Origin of the sequence: Pseudomonas sp. RIT357, from assembly GCF_000632245.1 — a bacterium.
Lineage (GTDB): Bacteria > Pseudomonadota > Gammaproteobacteria > Pseudomonadales > Pseudomonadaceae > Aquipseudomonas > Aquipseudomonas sivasensis.
On sequence record NZ_JFYX01000047.1, the window covers coordinates 280352 to 295504 of the forward strand.

General features: G+C 58.4%; 15 protein-coding genes and 2 pseudogenes. 9 read left to right on the forward strand and 8 right to left on the reverse strand.

The window, feature by feature from the left end:
* Positions 1-111 precede the first annotated feature (111 nt).
* Positions 112-1803: a long-chain-fatty-acid--CoA ligase FadD1 gene (gene fadD1 / locus BW43_RS02980; protein ID WP_032891014.1), complete on the forward strand. Its 1692-nt coding sequence runs from the start codon at positions 112-114 to the stop codon at positions 1801-1803.
* Positions 1804-1995: 192 nt separating this feature from the next.
* Here fadD1 and BW43_RS02975 read toward each other — a convergent pair whose 3' ends face one another.
* Positions 1996-2373: a hypothetical protein gene (locus BW43_RS02975; RefSeq protein ID WP_032891015.1), complete on the reverse strand. Its 378-nt coding sequence runs from the start codon at positions 2371-2373 to the stop codon at positions 1996-1998.
* 199 nt (positions 2374-2572) lie between these two features.
* On the opposite strand from BW43_RS02975, the gene BW43_RS02970 reads away from it, so the two are divergent.
* The 3 genes from BW43_RS02970 (at position 2573) to def (ending at position 4432) form a co-directional block, all read left to right on the forward strand.
* Positions 2573-2758 (forward strand): CsbD family protein, encoded by a 186-nt coding sequence (locus tag BW43_RS02970; RefSeq protein WP_032891017.1) that lies wholly within the window; start codon positions 2573-2575, stop codon positions 2756-2758.
* A 181-nt stretch (positions 2759-2939) separates the two neighbouring features.
* Complete coding sequence (locus tag BW43_RS02965) at positions 2940-3896, forward strand: YihY/virulence factor BrkB family protein (protein ID WP_032891018.1); 957 nt, start codon at positions 2940-2942, stop codon at positions 3894-3896.
* Complete coding sequence (def, locus tag BW43_RS02960; RefSeq protein WP_032891019.1) at positions 3893-4432, forward strand: peptide deformylase; 540 nt, start codon at positions 3893-3895, stop codon at positions 4430-4432. The genes BW43_RS02965 and def overlap by 4 nt, the downstream gene beginning before the upstream one ends.
* A 69-nt stretch (positions 4433-4501) precedes the next feature.
* Here the strand turns inward: def and BW43_RS02955 are convergent, their stop codons facing one another.
* Both BW43_RS02955 and BW43_RS02950 read right to left on the reverse strand, forming a co-directional pair.
* Positions 4502-5320: a class I SAM-dependent methyltransferase gene (locus BW43_RS02955; protein ID WP_032891020.1), complete on the reverse strand. Its 819-nt coding sequence runs from the start codon at positions 5318-5320 to the stop codon at positions 4502-4504.
* A 59-nt stretch (positions 5321-5379) separates the two neighbouring features.
* Complete coding sequence (locus tag BW43_RS02950; protein ID WP_032891021.1) at positions 5380-5817, reverse strand: GNAT family N-acetyltransferase; 438 nt, start codon at positions 5815-5817, stop codon at positions 5380-5382.
* Positions 5818-6318: 501 nt separating this feature from the next.
* Between BW43_RS02950 and BW43_RS29680 the strand changes: the two are divergent.
* Together BW43_RS29680 and BW43_RS29685 are read left to right on the forward strand one after the other, a co-directional pair.
* Positions 6319-7095, forward strand: a pseudogene (locus BW43_RS29680) (PAS domain-containing protein); the annotation flags it as partial.
* A gap of 138 nt (positions 7096-7233) precedes the next feature.
* Positions 7234-7638, forward strand: a pseudogene (locus BW43_RS29685) (methyl-accepting chemotaxis protein); the annotation flags it as partial.
* A gap of 81 nt (positions 7639-7719) precedes the next feature.
* Here BW43_RS29685 and BW43_RS02940 read toward each other — a convergent pair.
* The 4 genes from BW43_RS02940 to BW43_RS02925 form a co-directional block, all read right to left on the reverse strand.
* The gene (locus tag BW43_RS02940) at positions 7720-8226 is read right to left on the reverse strand and encodes a hypothetical protein (protein WP_032891024.1); all 507 of its coding nucleotides are present in this window, start codon (positions 8224-8226) and stop codon (positions 7720-7722) included.
* A gap of 142 nt (positions 8227-8368) precedes the next feature.
* Positions 8369-9106 (reverse strand): NAD(P)-dependent oxidoreductase, encoded by a 738-nt coding sequence (locus BW43_RS02935; RefSeq protein ID WP_032891087.1) that lies wholly within the window; start codon positions 9104-9106, stop codon positions 8369-8371.
* 10 nt (positions 9107-9116) lie between these two features.
* Complete coding sequence (locus BW43_RS02930) at positions 9117-9749, reverse strand: glutathione S-transferase family protein (RefSeq protein WP_032891026.1); 633 nt, start codon at positions 9747-9749, stop codon at positions 9117-9119.
* Positions 9750-9870: 121 nt separating this feature from the next.
* Complete coding sequence (locus BW43_RS02925) at positions 9871-10902, reverse strand: LacI family DNA-binding transcriptional regulator (RefSeq protein ID WP_163033195.1); 1032 nt, start codon at positions 10900-10902, stop codon at positions 9871-9873.
* A 212-nt stretch (positions 10903-11114) separates the two neighbouring features.
* Here BW43_RS02925 and BW43_RS02920 point away from each other — a divergent pair, with 212 nt between their 5' ends.
* Both BW43_RS02920 and BW43_RS02915 read left to right on the forward strand, forming a co-directional pair.
* Positions 11115-11648, forward strand: coding sequence for a gluconokinase (locus BW43_RS02920; RefSeq protein ID WP_032891028.1), 534 nt, complete (start codon positions 11115-11117; stop codon positions 11646-11648).
* Between the two features lie 84 nt (positions 11649-11732).
* The gene (locus tag BW43_RS02915) at positions 11733-13085 is read left to right on the forward strand and encodes a GntP family permease (RefSeq protein ID WP_032891030.1); all 1353 of its coding nucleotides are present in this window, start codon (positions 11733-11735) and stop codon (positions 13083-13085) included.
* Between the two features lie 158 nt (positions 13086-13243).
* Here the strand turns inward: BW43_RS02915 and alaC are convergent, their stop codons facing one another.
* Complete coding sequence (alaC, locus tag BW43_RS02910) at positions 13244-14455, reverse strand: alanine transaminase (RefSeq protein ID WP_032891031.1); 1212 nt, start codon at positions 14453-14455, stop codon at positions 13244-13246.
* Between the two features lie 195 nt (positions 14456-14650).
* On the opposite strand from alaC, the gene BW43_RS02905 reads away from it, so the two are divergent.
* Positions 14651-15130 carry a GyrI-like domain-containing protein gene (locus tag BW43_RS02905; RefSeq protein ID WP_032891033.1) on the forward strand — a complete coding sequence of 160 codons (480 nt, stop codon included), beginning with the start codon at positions 14651-14653 and terminating at the stop codon, positions 15128-15130.
* Positions 15131-15153 lie beyond the last annotated feature (23 nt).

Sequence of the window (15153 nt, forward strand, 5' to 3'; positions counted from 1 at the left end):
TTGTGACGTCTAGGCCTGCTTGAAAGCGCCAGATTCACCTAAAAAAACATACACCAATAATAATCGCATCAAATGCGATGATGAATTCGCGTCGCTGAGGAGTGGGCTTCCATGAACGAAGACTTTTGGAAGGATAAGTACCCCGCCGGGATTGCTGCAGAAATCAATCCAGACGAGTATCCAAATATTCAGGCGGTACTGAAACAGTCCTGCCAGCGCTTCGCTAACAAACCGGCTTTCAGCAACCTGGGCAAGACAATCACCTACGGTGAACTGTACGAATTGTCCGGCGCCTTCGCCGCGTACCTGCAACAACATACCGACTTGAAACCCGGCGATCGCATCGCCGTGCAACTGCCCAACGTCCTGCAATACCCGGTCGCGGTATTCGGCGCCATCCGTGCCGGCCTGATCGTGGTCAACACCAACCCGCTGTACACCGCGCGGGAAATGGAACACCAATTCAACGACTCCGGTGCCAAGGCCCTGGTCTGCCTGGCCAACATGGCCCACTTGGCGGAAAAGGTCGTGCCCAAGACCGCCGTCAAGCATGTGATCGTCACCGAAGTCGCCGACCTGTTGCCGCCGCTCAAGCGCCTGCTGATCAACAGCGTCATCAAGTACGTTAAGAAAATGGTCCCGGCCTACCACTTGCCACAGGCGATCAAGTTCAACGACGTACTCGCCAAGGGCAACGGCCAACCAGTCAACGACGTCAACCCGGCGAGCAGTGACGTGGCCGTGTTGCAATACACCGGCGGCACCACCGGCGTAGCGAAGGGCGCGATGCTCACCCATCGCAACCTCGTTGCCAATATGTTGCAGTGCAAGGCGCTGATGGGCTCCAACCTCAATGAAGGCTGCGAGATCCTGATCACGCCGCTGCCGCTGTACCACATCTATGCGTTCACCTTTCATTGCATGGCGATGATGCTGATCGGCAACCACAACATCCTGATCAGCAATCCGCGTGACTTGCCGGCAATGGTCAAGGAACTGTCGAAGTGGAAGTTCAGCGGCTTTGTCGGTCTCAACACCTTGTTCGTGGCGCTGTGCAATAACGAAGGCTTCCGCAAGCTGGACTTCTCTGCACTCAAGGTCACCCTGTCGGGCGGCATGGCCCTGCAACTGGCGGCCGCCGAGCGTTGGAAGGCCGTGACCGGGTGTGGCATCTGCGAAGGTTACGGCATGACGGAAACCAGCCCGGTAGCCACTGTGAACCCGATCCAGCACATCCAGATCGGCACCATCGGCATTCCGGTGCCGTCCACGGTGTGCAAAGTCATTGCCGATGACGGCACCGAGCTGGCGCTGGGCGAAACTGGCGAGCTGTGCGTCAAGGGCCCGCAGGTGATGAAGGGCTATTGGCAGCGCCAGGACGCCACCGACGAGATGCTCGACAGCGAAGGCTGGCTGAAGACCGGCGACATCGCGATCATCCAGCCGGACGGCTACATGCGTATTGTCGACCGCAAGAAGGACATGATCCTGGTCTCAGGTTTCAACGTGTACCCCAATGAGCTGGAAGACGTACTGGCAGGGCTGCCGGGCGTGCTGCAATGCGCGGCCATCGGCGTGCCGGATGAGAAATCGGGGGAGATCATCAAGCTTTTCATCGTGGTCAAGCCGGGCGCCACCCTCACCAAGGATCAGGTGATGGAGCATATGCGCGCCAACGTCACCGCCTACAAGGTGCCCAAGGCTGTCGAGTTCCGCGACGCATTGCCGACCACCAACGTGGGTAAGATCCTGCGTCGTGAATTGCGTGATGAAGAGTTGAAGAAGCTGGGCCTGAAAAAGTAAGCCGATAAAAAACCCGCCGATGCGGGTTTTTTTATGACTGGATTGGAATGCAATCCAATGTGGGATGGGCGGTACCACGATTCGACTTGCCTCCGATAGGGAGGGATCAGTCACCAGAGTCAGTGACTGACACTCTGCTATCGAGAGCAAGTCATATCGTCGCACCGCGCCTTCCACCTTTAAATCCGGTGCTTACAGGGCGAAATGCGCGAAGCTCACGTTAGCGCCGGCTGGGCGTACGTCTTTAAGGAACGAATCCTTGTCCGCGCTCAATTCCAACGTAATCTCGGGCTTGCGCTTGCCCGAATTGCGCACCACCAGACCTTCGATATGCTCGCGCAGGAACGCCGTTGGCACCTTCAGGTGCAGCAACTGGTCCGTCTCGGCGTTGTGCATCAACAAGTGAATCCACTCGTAATGGCCCACCGCAATACGGCCCAGCGGCAGGTCGAACCACCAGATATTGCGCTTGCGGTCCAGGTCGGTGAAATGGCAGTTGTTGACGCCGAGTACGGCACCGCCCAGTTCCTGGTTTCTACGGGCGATGGCCTGTGCTTTATTGAGTTTCATAACCTTCCTACGGGATCTGTTATTCAGCGTTATAGCCTGAATGTGCCGCGCATTCTCGTGGGTTGGCCGCCAAACATAAAGCCAAACCTGCCGTTTTGGACGAAATGCCCGCTGAAAATAATTGAAACTCTGCCGAACGGCCTCTGGTCAATCTTTGTGTAATCACCAAAACCCTTGATTGTTCTTTCGGAGAAATACCATGAGCAGCACATCGGACAAGGCAAAAGGCTTGGCAAACGAAGCGATCGGCAACATCAAGCAAGGCGTCGGCAAAGTGACCGGCAACGACAAGCTTCAAGCTGAAGGTGTGATTCAGGAAAAGAAAGGCGAAGTGCAGAAAGCAGTCGGCGATACCAAAGATGCGGTCAAAAAAGCGACCAAGTAAGTCTGTATCACTGGCTGTATTCGTACAGCCCGGCGGCCATCCACGGATGGCCGTTTTTGTATCCCTTATTGCAACTAAACTTTCGAAATTGTTTCAAAGTCGCCATATGGGCTACTTTGATGTAGAAAACGGCCCCTGAGTCGCCCACGATCTCACCCTCTTTGCGGCGAAAGGAGACGCTATGATCTTTCCGGTTCTCGATGGTCTCAAGCTGCACAAGGTGCTGGTACGCACCGTCAAGGAATTCGTCGACGACGAGATGTCCACCTACGCGTCTGCACTGGCCTACCAGATGCTGTTCTCGCTGTTTCCCTTCCTGCTGTTCCTGATTGCCCTGATCGGTTTCCTGCACCTGCCAGACTTCTTTACCTGGCTGCGCCTGCAGTCGGAACTGGTGTTGCCGCCCCAGGCTTTGGAGCAGGTCAACCCGGTGATCGACCAGTTGCAGCAGTCCAAGGGTGGCCTGCTGTCGGTGGGTATCGTGATTGCGCTGTGGACCGCGTCGGCTGGTGTACGGTTGATGATGAGCGCCATGAACGCAGCCTACGACGTGGTGGAAGGGCGGCCGATTTGGAAGCGTTTTCCGCTGTCGATTTTCTACACCATTGGTATCGCCGGCATGCTGCTGGCCGCTGCGGCGTTGATGGTGCTCGGCCCCCAAGTGATGGAATGGGTGGCGGGGCAGATCGGCATGCAGGAGTTCGTGGTCACCTTGTGGACCATCCTGCGTTGGCCGCTGATCGTGATTTTGCTGATGTTTGCCGTGGCGTTGATGTACTACGTGATGCCTGACGTCGAGCAGAAATTCCGCTTTATCACCCCAGGCTCGGTGCTCGCAGTGGTGGTGTGGATCGTGGCCTCCCTGGGGTTTGGCTACTACGTCAAAACCTTCGCCGATTACAACGCCATGTATGGCAGTATCGGTGCGATCATCGTCCTGCTTTTGTACTTCTATATTTCCGCTGCCGTGCTGCTGCTCGGCGCGGAGATGAATGCCGTGATCGAACACATGTCGGCCGAGGGTAAAGATCCCGGTGAAAAAGAGTTCGATGAACCCGGCCACACCGATGAAAAACAGCACGTCTCAGGCCTAGGCCGTGACCACTCCAAGCCCACCCCCGTTGAGCCTGATCAATGATTCGTGAAATCCTGAAAATGGGCGATGAGCGCCTGCTGCGTATCGCGCCACCGGTTCCGCCGGAGATGTTCGACAGCCCCGAGCTGTGGCAATTGATCGACGACATGTTCCAGACCATGGAGCACGTCGGCGGTGTAGGTCTGGCGGCGCCGCAGATTGGAGTCGACCTGCAACTGGTGATCTTTGGATTTGAAGCCAGCGAGCGCTACCCGGACGCGCCGCCGGTGCCGCAGACTATCCTGATCAATCCGTTGATCACGCCGCTCAGCCCAGTGCTGGAAGAGGGCTACGAAGGTTGCCTGTCGGTACCCGGTCTGCGCGGCGCAGTGGACCGTTACCAGCAGATCCGCTACGAAGGTTTCGACCCCAAGGGTGAGCCGATCGTCCGCACTGCCGACGGCTTTCATGCGCGGGTGGTGCAGCACGAGTGCGATCACCTGATTGGCCGGTTGTATCCGTCGCGAATCACCGACTTCAGCAAGTTCGGGTTTATCGAAGTGATGTTCCCCGACATGGACCCAACGGCTGACGAGTAACCCCCAGACACACTGAAAAAATGTGGGAGGCGAAGCGCCTCCCATATTTGAATCGCGCTTCACATCGGGTTATCGGGTCGGCTTCACGAACTTCAACGTCATCCGATCCGATTCGCCAATCGCCACATACTTGGCCTTGTCCTGCTCTCCCAGCTTCAATGCCGGCGGCAATGTCCACACGCCCTCCGGGTAGTCTTTGGTGTCTTTAGGGTTGGCATTCACCTCGCTTTGCCCCTCCAGTTTGAAGCCCGCGTCGGTGCCCAGTTTCACCACATACGCTGTGGTCAGATAGCCGCTGTGCTTGATGTCTTCCAGCGACGCTCCGTCTTTGGCGCGGTGATCCACAACACCTAGCACGCCACCGGGTTTAAGCACCTTGTAGAACGCGTTGAAAGTGGCCCTGTCGGTATCAGCCAGCACCCAGTTGTGCACATTGCGGAATGTCAGCACCGTATCGACCGAGGCCGGTTTGCCGAATACCGGTGCCTTGGGGTCGAACTCGATCACCTCAGCCTTGGCATAACGCGTAGGGTCGGCGGCAAATTTTTTCTTGAGGTTTTCTTCGGACGTACGCGCGTAAGCGCTGCTGCTCGCGGCCTGCACCGCAGCGATGTAGTGCCCTTGGTCCTTGAGCAACGGCGCCAGTACCTCGCTGTACCAGCCGCCGCCGGGGGTGATTTCGATCACGCTCTGTTTGGCGCCCAGGCCAAAGAATTCCAAGGTCTGCTGTGGATGCCGATACCCATCGCGGGCGCTGTTTGCTGGGTCGCGCCAACTGCCGGCGAGCACGCTGGCGTATTGCTGGGCACTGATGGGGGCGTCGGCTGCCTGGCTCAAGGCCGGGGCGAGGAGGGCGGTGAGGGCGAGGGCTGCAAGCGTCGGTTTCATGATCATCCTGGTAAAGGCCACTGTGCTGCCGAGGCTAGCATGGGCGCTTTACCGGCCGATCACACATTATCTGAGGTCGACCTCACCAACGGTTCTAAGCCCATGGCGATCATCGGTTTGTTGCGCTTGTAACGCACCAGCCGTTCGCTGAGGGATTGGGGCAGGATCGTATCCTGGGTGAATCCAATGCGCTGATACAGGCTTTCCAGGTCTGGATGGCACAGCAGCCATACCGTGCCTTGCACATCAGCTATTGCCTGAAGAATCAAGCGCGCCGCCAACCCTTGGCGGCGATACGCCGGAGCCACAAACACTCCGGTCAGCCATTGCCCGCCTACCACCGGCGACAGGCACAGCCCGGCGACAATTTCACCATCGCGCGCCACCCATAAACGCCCACCTTTAAGAGCCTTCATCGACGAGTCGTGGCTGCGGTAGAACTTGTTCAGCAGCGGCCACAGAGGCTCTGCCAGCAGATCAATGGACAACTCAGTCATGGTGTTCAGACAGGCTTTATAAAGGGGCGCGGATTATAAACCCCTTCTGGCGGGTGATCGGTGTTATACCCAGTGTTACATCCCCTTTCAGTGGAGCACGCATCATGGCCAAAGGTATGGATTCAAAGAAAGCAGCGAAGAAGAAACCGGCAAAGACCGCCGATGAAAAACGCGCCGACAAAAAAACCAAGAAATCCGAGAGCGGCCTGTTCGGTCACTGATCACCGTTCAACTGAAGGATTTTAAGCGGCCAACGCAACCCGCTCTGTTGGCCGTTCCCTGCCCCGCGCTCAACCTCCCTTCCTGCCCCGCCTTGCCATAACTAATGGCTGACTGGTGGCCTTGCATAGCGCCAAGCCCTGTCTATGCTCACCCAGAACCGTTGATGACGCTCGGCGTGTAAAGCGTTTCGGATGGTTATCCCATAAAGGTCTGCCAGCACTATCCAACTGATGAATGGAATGCGCCTAGCCAGGCGCGGGTTACTTAAGGGTGTCCGACATGTTCAACCTCCATCACAAGTCTGACCTGCTTGAAATCCAGCGTTTCTCCTGTGCACTCACCGAATCCAACGCCAAACTCGCCGCTATCAGCCGTTCCATGGCCATGATCGAATTTGATCGCGATGGGGTGATACTCGATGCCAACGACAACTTCTGCAAAACCATGGGCTACAGCGCCGAGGAAATTCGCGGCCAGCATCATCGGATCTTTTGTGACGAGGCCTACACCCATACCGACGCCTACGCCAAGCTCTGGCGCGACCTGGCGCGGGGCGAGGCCCTCAGCGGCACGTTCGTACGCTTGAACAGGCACGGCCAGGAGGTGTGGCTCGAAGCCAGCTATATGCCTGTGCTGGACAGCGACAACCACGTACAGAGTGTGATCAAAGTCGCGTCCGATATTTCCGCGCGGGTCCACCATGAACATGAAAACCAGAGCCTGATCGATGCCATCAGCCGCTCCATGGCGATGATCGAGTTCACCCCTCAAGGCCAGATTCTCAAGGCCAATAACAACTTTCTGAAGACCGTGCAGTACTCACTGGATGAAATCGTCGGCCAGCACCACAGCCTGTTTTGCCATCGCAGCGAAGTGGAGTCGCCGGCATACAAAGCTTTCTGGGCATCTCTCAATCGCGGCGAATACCACTCGCACCGCTTCGAGCGCAAAAACAAATACGGCAAAACCCTGTTTTTGGAAGCGTCCTACAACCCGATTTTCGACACCAACGGGCGCCTGTACAAAGTGGTGAAATTCGCCAGCGACATCACCGACCAAGTGACCACCCTGCGCACCGCCGCCGATTCGGCTCACGCCACCTCGGTACAAAACGACGCCTGCGCGCGCAAAGGATCGGAGGTGGTGCAGCAAACCGTGCAGATCATCGAAGAGATTTCTCACAATTTGAACCAGGCGGCACAGAGCATCGACGCGGTGAGCAAGCAGTCGGACATCATTGGCGCCATTGTGCAGACCATCCGCAGCATTGCCGAGCAAACCAATATGCTGGCGCTCAACGCCGCGATTGAAGCGGCACGAGCCGGTGAGCACGGACGCGGGTTTGCGGTGGTGGCCGACGAAGTGCGCAGCCTCGCCGCACGTACCAGCCACGCGACGGTGGAGATTGTGGAGGTGGTGCGCAAGAACCATGATCTGTCGTTGAGCGCAGTGTCGAGCATGCAGTCGAGCTTGAGCCGTACGGGGTTGGGGGTGGAACTGGCGAATGAGGCGGGGCAGGTTATCCTGGAGATTCAGGAAGGGTCACGGCATGTGGTGGATGCGATCGGGCAGTTCAATTCGACCCTTCAACTGCAATAGCCAACCTATCCATTTCCAATTTGGAAAGCCAATCCCTGTGGGAGGGCGCAAGCACTCCCACAGGTTGATCCGAAGTGTGGCTTAGATTGCCGCCAGGGTTTCTTTCACCGAGTGCGCAGGATCAGTGGCTTTCGCCGTTACTTGCTGCTCTTGTTGCTGCTTCAACCGGTCGGCCACTTGCTTGGAAATCGCGTCCTGTTTTTCCAGGGACATGTTCTGTACATCCGCCTCAGTCAAACCCTGCTCCTTGAGCAACTGCTCACGGATGCGTTCGGCCGGGGTTTTGCTCATGTACTCCGTGAATTCAGAGCGCGCGCCAGAGGTGGATGTGGTGGCAGGCGTCTCGGTCGAGGAGGTGGTTGCCGTGGTGGAGGCTTGCAACTGCACGCGGGTCTTGGCGAAGGCTTCGTCGATACGGTCGGTGGCTTTGTCCAGGTCCTTCTGCGCGACCGGTACGGTCACACTTTGCTGCGCGGCTTGAACGGCGCCGCTGTACAGCGCACTGGCGGCAGCGTTGGCTGGATCCATATCGGGGCGTTTGAGCTGTTGGACGGTCGATACGGCTTGGGTGTTGTTGTTAACCAGCATGATCGGGCACCTGGAGGAAATGTACGGTGCTACAGCTGGAGCAAATAGCGTGCCGGGCGCAAAAGCCCAGGTTTTGCTGGGGGCGGCTCGGCTGTTGCGGCAAGTGCTGGCCCATCGACGGCCAGCCATTGCCGCCTGCAACTCAGTAGGTGATGGGAATCTCGAATGTCTGAAACGCATCATCCACCGGTTGATAGCCCAGCACACGCGTGGTTTCGCTCAAGTCCAGACGCTTGAAACGGTTATTGGAAATGCCGTGGGCGATCAAGTGCTTTACGTCTTTAGTTTCAACCGAACGTTGCAGCAATTGCACCGCATCCCGTGGGCTGAGCCAAGCGCTGAGGTCGCGGGCGTTGTTCAGGTCGTGGCTTTCGGGGAATTCAAAGGCGCCAATGCGCAGTGCGATGGTCGACAGTGGCGTTTTCGCCGCGTAGTAGCCGCACAGCGCCTCGCCATAGCATTTGCTCACACCATACAGATTGGCGGGCAGCACTGGCATGCCAGGCGTGATCTGCCGATCCACCGGGTAGCCTTCGATGGTCTGGGCGCTGCTGGCGAAAACCAGACGCTTTACCCCGGCGGCCACGGCAGCTTCGAACAGGTAGGTGGTGGCGAGGATGTTGTTTGGCAGCAGTTCGTCGAACGAGGCGCTGGCATGGGGGATGCCCGACAGGTGCACGATCACGTCGATGCCATCGAGCAGCGCGACGAGTGCGGATTTATCGCTCAAGTCGGCGTGTACGAAGCGATGGTCGCCCAGGTCAAAATCCGGCGTTACGCGGTCTGTAAGCGTGAAGCGGTAGCGGTCTTTCGAGGCTTCGAAAAACGTCTTGCCGATTCTGCCGCAGGCGCCGGTGAGCAGTATGTTGAGTCCTTTCACGTGCATGTCCTTAGTTGTGGCCGTCGAGGGCGAAGGTCTGGAAGCCCGGATGCTGGCTGAGGCGTTCGTAATACGCTGCGATGGCGGGGTAGGGCGGATGCTCCATGGGCGTCATGCGCCAGCGGTGCACCGAAAGGCCGATAAGGACGTCGGCGAGGGTGAATTCGTCGCCGGTGACGTAAGCGTTGGTTTTGGTCAGCTGTTGTTCCAACAGGCCCATCTTGTCATTCCAGCCCTGTACGCCGGCTGCGATTCGTTGCGGGTCCTGATGCTCAGGACTCTGACGCACCAGCGCTTGGAACGCGTAACCCCAGGAAGGGTTGAGCTCGGTGGCTTGCCAGTCCATCCACTGCTCCACCCTGGCCCGTGGCGCGGGTTCGGCGGGCAAGAGGTCGTGGCGTTGGTAGAGGCTGACCAGGTAGCGGCAGATGGTGTTGGATTCCCACAGCACGCCGTGGTCGTCGATGAGCACAGGTATTTGCGCGTTAGGGTTCAGGGCCAGGAATTCGGGGGATTGGGTGGGGGTGTAGCCGATGCCCCAATCTTCGCGTACGTATTCGATGCCCAGTTCGTGGCATGTCCACAGGACTTTGCGTACGTTGATGGAAGAGGTGCGGCCCAAGATTTTCAGTGAGTGTCCCATGGTGCTTCCCTGGCAGTGGAGAAGGGACAATCTAGCAGGGGCCGGGGAGGTTAAGCGAGCGCGGTCAAATTGAGGGAGCCGGCAGGCTAGCTCCCTCGATGGATCACGTTCGGCTTGAAGGTCAGGTGCTTTCCCGCACCTGCAACTCAAAGCCCATGTCCACTACCGGCTTGGCGACCTTGTTGCCCGCCATGATCGTGAGCAGATGCTCCGCCGCACGGCGGCCAATGGCTTCGCGTGGCGTGCTGATGCTGCTCAGGCGCGGCACCATAAAGGACGACGCGGGCAAATCGTTGAAACCCAGCACCGCCACGCGCTCTGGCACCTTGATGCCATGGCGCAGGGCTTCCAGCAGCGCGCCTTGGGCCAGGTCGTCGTTGCCGAAGAAGATCGCATCCACGTCCGGATGGGCGGCCAGCAACTGCAGGAACAACTCACCGCCCAGGCCCACGGAAGAAGGACGCGGTGTCAGCAGCTCCAGCGCCGGGTCGTACATTCCGGCCTGTTGCAGGGCGCGGCGGAAACCCTCGCCACGCAGCAAGGTACGTTGGTCCAATTGCGCGCCGATATAGGCCAGGCGCTTGCGGCCACGGGACAGTAAATGCGCCGCGGCTGTTTCACCGGCGGCCAATTGCGAGAAGCCCACGCAATTCACGCCAGCGTTAGGGTCCAGGTCCATCATGTAAACGCAAGGCACATTGCTGGCCTCGACCATTCGTCGGGCGCTTTCGGTGCGATCGAAGCCCGTCAACAGCAAGCCCCGTGGCTGATAGGCCATGTAGTTGCGCAGCAGGTTTTCTTCTTCATCGCGGGAGTAGTGAGAGTTGCCGATCAGCACTTCAAAGCCTTTAGGCCGTAGCACCTGATGGATGGCTTCGAGGGTTTCGATAAATAGCAGGTTTGACAACGACGGTACCAACACCACCACCGAATGGCTTTGAGCTGAGGCCAGGGCGCGGGCTGCGGGGTTGACTACGTAGTTGAGCTCGGCAGCTGCCTGTTGGACTTTTTCTACCAGTTCGATGGCCACAGTGCTGATGCCGCGCAGGGCGCGTGAAGCGGTGATCGGACTGACGCCAGCCAGGCGGGCAACTTCGTTGAGGGTCGGGCGACCCGTGGTGCGCGTATTTTTATCGTTCTTAGAGGTCATCAGGCGGCTTGCCAAACAAAAATCGAGGCACTAAGGTAGCGCTGTCTCCAAATGGCTGCAAATTATTGAACTTTGGGTTGCCTGATCCGGTTCAAATGATTGGAGCGGATGCACGCGTCACTCCATAAAAATGACAAGACGGCGCGGGAAAAGCCTGTTTTTGCACGTGCCTTACGGTGTGCGAAGGTAGCGCTATCTGCGTCTTGAGGTGTTTCATGAGTCAACCTGTTACCGCCCTGGTCATCATGGGTGTTGCCGGCTGTGGCAAGACCAGTGTCAGCGAGGCCTTGTGCCGGCTGAACGGCGCCACCGCCATTGAAGGCGACAGCTTTCACCCTGCCGCGAACATCGAAAAGATGAGCGCCGGCCACCCCCTCAACGACGACGACCGCGCCGGCTGGCTCGACATCCTGTGCGATGAACTGCGCCGCTCGCTTAAAGCGGGTGAACATCCGGTGCTCACCTGTTCGGCTCTCAAGAAGAAATACCGTGACCACCTGCGCGAAGCCGCGCCAGGTCTGGGTTTCGTATTCCTGGAACTGACCCGTGAAGTCGCCTCGGACCGCGTGTCCCATCGCCCCGGCCATTTCATGCCGGCAAGCCTGATCGACAGCCAGTTCGCCACCCTTGAATCGCCCAAAGGCGAGCCACTGACCCTGGCCCTCAACGCCAGTGAAGACAGTGTCGAGGCGTTGGCCGAGCAGACCAACGCTTGGTGGCTGCAACACGGCTTTGAACGAACTCATTAATTTTTTGCCGGAAAAGATAGCGCTATCCCCGGCAAGAAATTCAACACCCGCTTTAATAACAACAACAAACAGGAGAGACCCCCCATGTTTGGCATGTCCCACGAGTCGTACCTGCTGCTAGACGCAGTCGTCACTATCATCGGGTTGATCGTTCTGATCACCAAGTTCAAGGTCCACCCGTTCATTGCACTGATCATCGCGGCCGGCTTCCTCGGCCTGACCTCGGGCATGCCCGTGGACAAGATCATCAAGGCCTTCCAGGACGGTTTCGGCGGGGTGCTCGGCTTTGTCGGCATCATCCTCGCGCTGGGCACCATGCTCGGCAAGATGATGGCCGAATCCGGCGGTGCCGATCAGATCGCCCAGACCCTGATCCGCGCCTTCGGCAAAGAGAAGGTCCAGTGGGCCATGATGTTCGCCGCGTTCCTGGTGGGCATCCCGCTGTTCTTCGAGATCGGCTTTGTGCTGCTGATCCCGCTGGTGTTTATCGTCGCGCGCCGCACAGGTGTGTCGCTGATCAAGATCGGCATCCCGCTGCTCGCAGGCCTCTCGGCAGTGCACGGCCTGGTGCCACCGCACCCGGGCCCGCTGCTGGCTATCGGCGTGTTTGGCGCGGACATCGGCAAGACCATCCTGTATGGCCTGATCGTCGCACTGCCGACCGCCATCATTGCCGGCCCGATCTTCGGTACGTTCATCGCCAAGTACATCCCCGGTAATCCCTCCCAGGAACTGGTGGATCAACTGGCCCGCGAGACCGACAACAAGTCGTTGCCAAGCTTCGGCATCACATTGGTCACCGTGCTGCTGCCGGTGTTTCTGATGCTGCTCAAAACCTTCGCCGACATCGCCTTTGCCGAAGGCAACGTGGTGCGCAACTGGATGGACATGATCGGTCACCCGATCACCGCCTTGCTGCTGGCGCTCCTGCTGTCGCTGTACACCTTTGGCAGCCGCCAGGGCATTCACTCCAAGCAAATCCTCAAGCTGCTCGACGCCAGCCTTGCGCCGACGGCCGCGATCATCCTGATCATCGGTGCCGGTGGTGGCTTCAAACAGATGCTGGTGACCAGCGGCGTGGGTGATGTGATCGGCCATATGGCGGTGAATGCGCAGATCAACCCGATCCTGCTGGCCTGGCTGGTGGCGGCGGTGATTCGTATTGCGACCGGTTCGGCGACCGTGGCGACCATTACCGGCGCGGGCATCGTAGTGCCGGTGGTGGGGATGATCCCTGGGGTTAACCGTGAGCTGTTGGTGCTGGCGACGGGGGCGGGTTCGTTGATCCTGTCTCACGTCAACGATGCGGGGTTCTGGTTGGTGAAGCAGTACTTCAACATGACCGTGGCCGAGACGTTCAAGACCTGGACGGCGATGGAAACCATTCTGTCTGTGGTGGCGTTGATCTTCATCATGCTGCTGTCGTTGGTGGTCTAACAGACACACCAGCAGCAAGGGTGAAAACCCAATGCAAATGTGGGAGGGGGCTTGCCCCCGATGGCGGTGGGTCAGTCACCAGATGCAGTGATTGAACCTCCGCTATCGGGGGCAAGCCCCCTCCCACATGTTGACCACATTTGTTCAGGTGGATCGGGTCAGGCTTTAGCGACCAGCCCATCCGCCCGGAACATCCCGCGAATCCCGCGCACCGCCTGGCGAATCCGGTCCTGGTTTTCGATCAGCGCAAAGCGCACATGATCATCCCCATACTCGCCAAATCCAATCCCCGGCGACACGCAGACCTTGGCTTCCAGCAGCAGCTTCTTGGCAAATTCCAGCGAACCCATGGCGGCATACGCCTCGGGAATCTTCGCCCAGACATACATCGACGCCTTGGGATTCTCGACCATCCAGCCCAACTCATGCAGGCCCTTGACCAGCACATTGCGGCGCTGGCGGTACTGCTCGGCGATGTCTTTCACGCACTGTTGATCGCCTTCCAGCGCAGCAATCGCGGCGACTTGCAGCGGGGTGAAGGTACCGTAATCGTGGTAACTCTTGATCCGTGCCAGGGCGTTGACCAGTTCCGGGTTGCCCACCATGAAACCGATGCGCCAGCCAGCCATGTTGTAGCTCTTGGACAGGGTGAAAAACTCCACCGCAATGTCCTTGGCCCCCGGCACTTGCATGATCGATGGGGCTTTCCAGCCGTCGTAGACGATGTCGGCGTAGGCCAGGTCATGCACCACCAGCACGTCGTACTGCTTGGCCAGGGCGATCACCCGTTCGAAGAAATCCAGCTCCACGCACTGCGCAGTCGGGTTGGACGGGAAGCCGAGGATCATCATCTTCGGCTTCGGGATCGACCCACGAATCGCCCGTTCCAGCTCGGCGAAGAAGTCCACGCCCGGAATCAGCGGCACTGAACGCACCTGGGCGCCGGCAATCACGGCACCGTAGATATGAATCGGGTAGCTCGGGTTGGGCACCAGCACCGTGTCGCCCTGGTCCAGGGTGGCCAGCATCAAATGCGCCAGGCCTTCCTTGGAACCGATGGTGACGATGGCTTCCGTCTCGGGGTCGATGTCCACCTCGTAGCGGTCTTTGTACCAGCGCGAAATCGCCCGGCGCAGACGTGGAATGCCTTTGGAGGTGGAGTAGCCGTGGGTGTCTTCACGCTGGGCGACGGTAACCATTTTCTCCACGATATGGGGAGGCGTGGCACCGTCGGGGTTACCCATGCTCAAGTCGATGATGTCTTCGCCGCGCCGACGCGCAGCCATCTTCAGCTCGGCAGTGATATTGAAAACGTAAGGGGGGAGTCGATCTATGCGCGCAAAGCGGCGCGGCGAACCTTGGTCGGCCATTGTTGCCTCGAAGTACGTAAGCGCCCGGAACCGTCCGAGCGACGTCGGCCACTGCGGTGGCCTGCGGAGCAGACAATACGGTCGATGATGGCCAGTTGTCCATATGCGTAGGAAAATTTTCTGCATGGAGTACGGCACGGATATGCCCCTATACTCGATGCGGGTTTGTTCCCTCATAAGAAGGAGACTGTTCGTATGGATCAGCAGACAAAACAACCGTTAGAGCCACGAATGGAAGCAGGCAAGGCCTTGGTGATTGCTGGGGTACAAGGGCGTTATTCCAAGGCGACGGTGGGCGATATTCCCAAGTTGTGGGAGTTGTTCGACACCTGCATCAAGGACATCAAGAAGCGCATCGGCGGTGTGACCTATGGCGTTTGCCATAACCCCAATCACGGCGAATTCGATTACATGGCGGGGGTGGAAGTCCCGAGCAAAAGCGACGTCCCGAGCAACTTCGAAGCCATTGAAATTCCACCGCTCAACTATGCGGTTTTCCCGCATTACGGACCGGTGCAGGCTTTGGAACAGACGTACGAGCGCATCATGTTCGAGTGGTTGCCACATTCGGGCTACAAAGTGGCAGGGCCGGATTTTGAACGCTACAGCGCTGATTTTGACGTGAGGAAAGGCACGGGGACGGTGGAGATCTGGTTGCCGGTAGTCAAGGCCTGATGTCACACGACTGAGCTGCGTTG